General features: G+C 66.1%; 5 protein-coding genes. 2 read left to right on the plus strand and 3 right to left on the minus strand.

The genetic code is table 11. The features are described 5' to 3' along the window. Together AC1DT2_RS16945 and AC1DT2_RS16950 are read right to left on the minus strand one after the other, a co-directional pair. The coding region (locus AC1DT2_RS16945) for a hypothetical protein (protein WP_477297629.1) at positions 1-460 on the minus strand (460 nt) is incomplete at its 3' end. A gap of 188 nt (positions 461-648) precedes the next feature. After that, positions 649-1,116 carry a carboxymuconolactone decarboxylase family protein gene (locus tag AC1DT2_RS16950; protein ID WP_477297631.1) on the minus strand — a complete coding sequence of 156 codons (468 nt, stop codon included), beginning with the start codon at positions 1,114-1,116 and terminating at the stop codon, positions 649-651. 109 nt (positions 1,117-1,225) lie between these two features. Between AC1DT2_RS16950 and pdxR the strand changes: the two genes are divergently transcribed. Next, complete coding sequence (pdxR, locus tag AC1DT2_RS16955; protein WP_477297632.1) at positions 1,226-2,632, plus strand: MocR-like pyridoxine biosynthesis transcription factor PdxR; 1,407 nt, start codon at positions 1,226-1,228, stop codon at positions 2,630-2,632. Positions 2,633-2,670: 38 nt separating this feature from the next. Continuing rightward, a complete protein-coding gene (tadA, locus tag AC1DT2_RS16960) occupies positions 2,671-3,159 on the plus strand; it encodes a tRNA adenosine(34) deaminase TadA (RefSeq protein WP_477297634.1) in 489 nt (162 codons plus the stop codon). Here tadA and AC1DT2_RS16965 read toward each other — a convergent pair. Then, the gene (locus tag AC1DT2_RS16965; protein WP_477297633.1) at positions 3,156-3,983 is read right to left on the minus strand and encodes an NAD-dependent protein deacetylase; all 828 of its coding nucleotides are present in this window, start codon (positions 3,981-3,983) and stop codon (positions 3,156-3,158) included. The genes tadA and AC1DT2_RS16965 overlap by 4 nt on opposite strands. Positions 3,984-4,097: the final 114 nt, after the last annotated feature.

Genomic DNA, 4,097 nt, shown 5'->3' on the forward strand with positions numbered 1-4,097 from the left:
CCTTCCTGCCATGCAACTGGAGCCAGAAATTGTTCTCGCGATCGATGTGGAAGGGCGTGACCGACGGCGGCGCGGAGATGAAGATGAATCCGGTGACGTTGAAAATGCCCGGCTGCTCGCGCTCGATCGTTGCCCGTACGCCGTCGATGATGGCTTCGAGCAGCGCGCGGTATCGCGGTATCGCCTCCACGTTATAGAGCGCAATCCACGAGCCGGTCTCTTCGATTCGCTCGAAGACGTCGTCGATATCGCGTCCGTCCGGATGYCGTGCGTCGTGGCGGAACGCCGAGGCCTGGGTCATGCCGGGCTTGACGAACCGGCACTTCTCCAGCGGCATGAGTTCCTTCGCCAGCCGTGCGAGCGCCGGTAACTGGAACAGGGGATGTCTATCGAAATCGTGGCGCAGCCGGTTAATCCGGTGCGTCGAGAATCCCTGTGGGTCGAGAGGCTGTACGCTCATGGTGATCGCTCCCCTGATGGCCAGAGCCGCCCTGCCTGGCATAGGAGAAGCGTCGTACTAACTTGCGGGCTTCGCTATCGGGCGCACGGTCTAACCGCAAGGTATTGCGTAAATCTACGGAGTGATCTGCCTCCGGCACGAAAACGGAAAGGGGCCCGAAGGCCCCTTTGTTCATGTCCGAATAGGTGTCACGCCGCCCTGGCAAGCCTCGAAGCCGTCACCGGCTTATTACGAAAGGCCACCCCCATCCGGTTGAAGGCGCTCATCAGCGCGATCGCGGTGGAGAGATCGGCGAGCTCTTTTTCGCCGAACTCAGCGGCGGCGGCAGCGTAATCGGCATCCGGCACGCCGGTGTCGGCGACCATGGCAACCGACTCCGCCCAGGCCAGCGCGGCCTGTTCGCGCGTGCTGAAGACATCGCCCGATTCACGCCATGCGGCGGTCAGGATCAGCTTCTCGAAGGGGACGCCATGCTTGTGCATGTCCTGCGAGTGCATGTCGATGCAGTAGGCACAGCCGTTGATTTGCGAGACACGAAGGAAAACGAGGTCGACGAGGTTCTTGTCCAGGCCGCTCTGCGAGAGGTAGCCGTAGACGGCGACAAAGCCCTTCATGGCGTCGGGAGCGATCTTCATGTAGTCGATGCGGTTGCTCATGGTGCGTACTCCGGCAGAGGAAATGGATGGTCGGTATGGGTATAGCTTGCGATCGGAACGGGCCATCCGAAAGAGCCAAGAATGTTCTTCTTCGATGTACCATCCGGCCATGGACGGTTCCTTCGGCATTTCCCTCGACCGCGCAGGACGGCTCTCGCTGTCCGAGCAGATCGCGGACGGTATCCGCGCGGCCATCCGCGAGGGGCGGCTGGCGCCCGGCGCGCGGTTGCCTTCGTGGAACGACCTCGCCATCCAGCTCGGCGTAGCCCGGGGCACCGTGCGCACGGCCTACGAGCGGCTGGCCGATGGCCAGTTCATCGTTGCAGCGGGCGCCGCTGGAACGCGCGTCGCGCGGCGTCCGCCCGCCATGCGGCCGGAGCCGGAGGCTCCCCGGCCCCGTCGGGCTTTCGGCGCCTTCGCGTCCGGCCCGACGCTGCCGGCGCCGTTCCAGGTGGGGGTACCCGCGGCGGATCTCTTCCCGGCGGCGCTCTGGTCGCGCATGCTCGCCCAGGCGGCGCGCGATGCCGCGATGATGCCGGCTGGCTATCCCGATCCCCGTGGCGAGCCGAAGCTGCGTGCGGAGATAGCGGGTTACCTCGCGGTGGCGCGTGGCTTCGCCTGTCAGCCTTCCCAGGTGTTTGTCACCAACGGATACGCCGGTGCCCTGAGCATCACCCTGCGCGCGCTCAAGCTGCACGGTGCGCGCGCGTGGGTCGAAGATCCCGGCTACCCCTTCGCACGGACGGCCCTCGCCTGGGCCGGACTCACCTGCGTGCCGGTGCCTGTGGACGGCGAGGGCCTGGACGTGGCCGCTGGCATGGCACGCGCCCCGGATGCGCGCGTGGCCCTGGTCACGCCAGGTCAGCAGGCCCCGCTGGGCGTGACGCTTTCCCTGGATCGACGGCATGCCCTGCTGGACTGGGCTCACGCGGGCGACCGCTGGATTGTCGAGGACGACTACCTCGGCGAGCTCCAACTGGCCCGGCGTGCCGCACCCGCACTGGCATCGATGGACGCCAGGCGGGTCGTCCATATCGGCACCTTCAGCAAGACGATGTCGCCCGCGCTACGGGTGGGCTATCTGGTCGTGCCGCTCGATCTGGTCGGTCAGGTGACCGAGGTGGTGGGCACGCTGGATCCCGCGCCGCCCCCTTCCGTCCAGCTGGCGCTGGAGGCGTACATGCGCGACGGCCATTACCTGCGTCACCTGCGCCGTATGAAGCGTGCCTATGCCGAGCGGCGGGATGCCCTGGTGACGGCGTTGAACGGGTTGGGGATCGATCATGAGCCCGCTGGCCTCGCGATCCACATCCGTTTGCCCGAGGGTATGGACGATGTCAGCGTGGCCCGCGACGCACTGGCCGAATATCTTTCACCGATTCCGGTGTCCCCCTGGTACGCGGGTGGGGTTGAGTCGCGAAGCGGATTGCTTCTGGGTGTCACCAATGTGCCGCCCGAACACGCGGCAGCGTTCGCCGAGCGTCTCTGGCGGATCGTGCAACGCCAGGGCGCGTGAGATAATCACGCTTTCAACGGAAACATCGTTTGTCCATCATCCCCGACATCCTGCCGGCTCCGACCGACTCCTTCACCGACGCCGACCGTGCGTGGATGGCGCGCGCACTCGCGCTGGCCGAGCACGCGCGCGACGCCGAAGGTGAGGTGCCCGTGGGAGCCGTGCTGGTCATGGATGGCGTGGCGGTCGGCGAAGGCTGGAACCGGAATATCACGCTCAACGATCCGACCGCGCATGCGGAGATCCAGGCCTTGCGAGCGGCGGGGCAGGCGGTGTCGAACTATCGTTTTCCGGGGTCCACGCTGTATGTGACGCTGGAGCCTTGCGCCATGTGTGCCATGGCCATGGTGCATGCCCGCGTCGGCCGTGTCGTGTTCGGGGCAACAGACCCCAAGACAGGCGCGGCGGGCAGTGTGTTCGATACGCTGGTTTCCGATCGGCACAACCACCGGGTGGACGTACAGGGCGGTCTGGAAGCCGGGGCCGCCAGCGACATGCTGCGCCAGTTCTTTCGTGCGCGACGCTAAGCGTAAGGCGCGAGCGCTTCCGCACAGGATTGCTCGATCTTCAGCGTCAGCAGTGCATCGGCGCGTGTCACACCGAGGTTGACCGACGCGATGGGTAGCCCGCGCCGGGAGGCTTCGAGCACGAAGCGATAACCCGAATAGACCATCAGCGATGAGCCCACCACGAGCATGGCATCTGCCCGGCCCAGATGAGCCCACGCGGTGTCGACACGTGCGCGCGGCACGTTCTCGCCGAAGTACACGACATCCGGCTTGAGGATCCCGCCGCACACCGTGCATGCGGGAATCTCGAAGTGGGAGAAGTCCACCCCGTCGAGATCGGCGTCGCCGTCGGGTGCGATGGTGGCATGAAGGTCCAGCCACGTTGGGTTGGCGGCTTCAAGTCGTGACTGCATGGTGTCGCGACGGGTGATATCCCCGCATTGCATGCAGCGCACGCGGTCGAGTCGCCCGTGCAGATCCACGACGTTGATGCTCCCGGCGGCCTCATGCAGGCCGTCGACATTCTGCGTGAGCAACAGCTCGATGCGCCCGCTGTGCTCCATGGCGGCAAGGGCTCGATGGGCCACGTTCGGCTGCACGCTGCCGAAGTGACGCCAGCCGATCATGCCCCGCGCCCAGTACCGTGCCCGCGCGGGCGGACCGCTCATGAACATCTGCAGGGTCATCGGCGGGCTGCGTTTCCAGGCGCCCTGGACATCGCGGTAATCGGGAATGCCGGAGTCCGTGCTGATGCCCGCGCCCGTGACGACGAACAGGCGCGAGTACGTCTGCAGGAACGCGCGAAGCGGGTCGTCGGTCTCGTGGGCGGGCAGGGTATTCACGGCCGTGAGACTATAGCCGATCGCTGTCGCGGTGTTCGCGTAGCAGGTCCAGGATGRCCGCGGCGTCATCGCCGAAGTCACGGACCGAACGGTCGATCGCTTCGTGGCGGCCGG

The sequence above is a fragment of the Luteibacter sp. P4_E6 genome (genome assembly GCF_056401535.1).

Coding starts and splice junctions, on each gene's coding strand:
- AC1DT2_RS16950 (WP_477297631.1), bottom strand. CDS start 1,116: ATGAGCAACCGCATCGACTACATGAAGATCGCTCCCGACGCCATGAAG.
- pdxR (WP_477297632.1), top strand. CDS start 1,226: ATGGACGGTTCCTTCGGCATTTCCCTCGACCGCGCAGGACGGCTCTCG.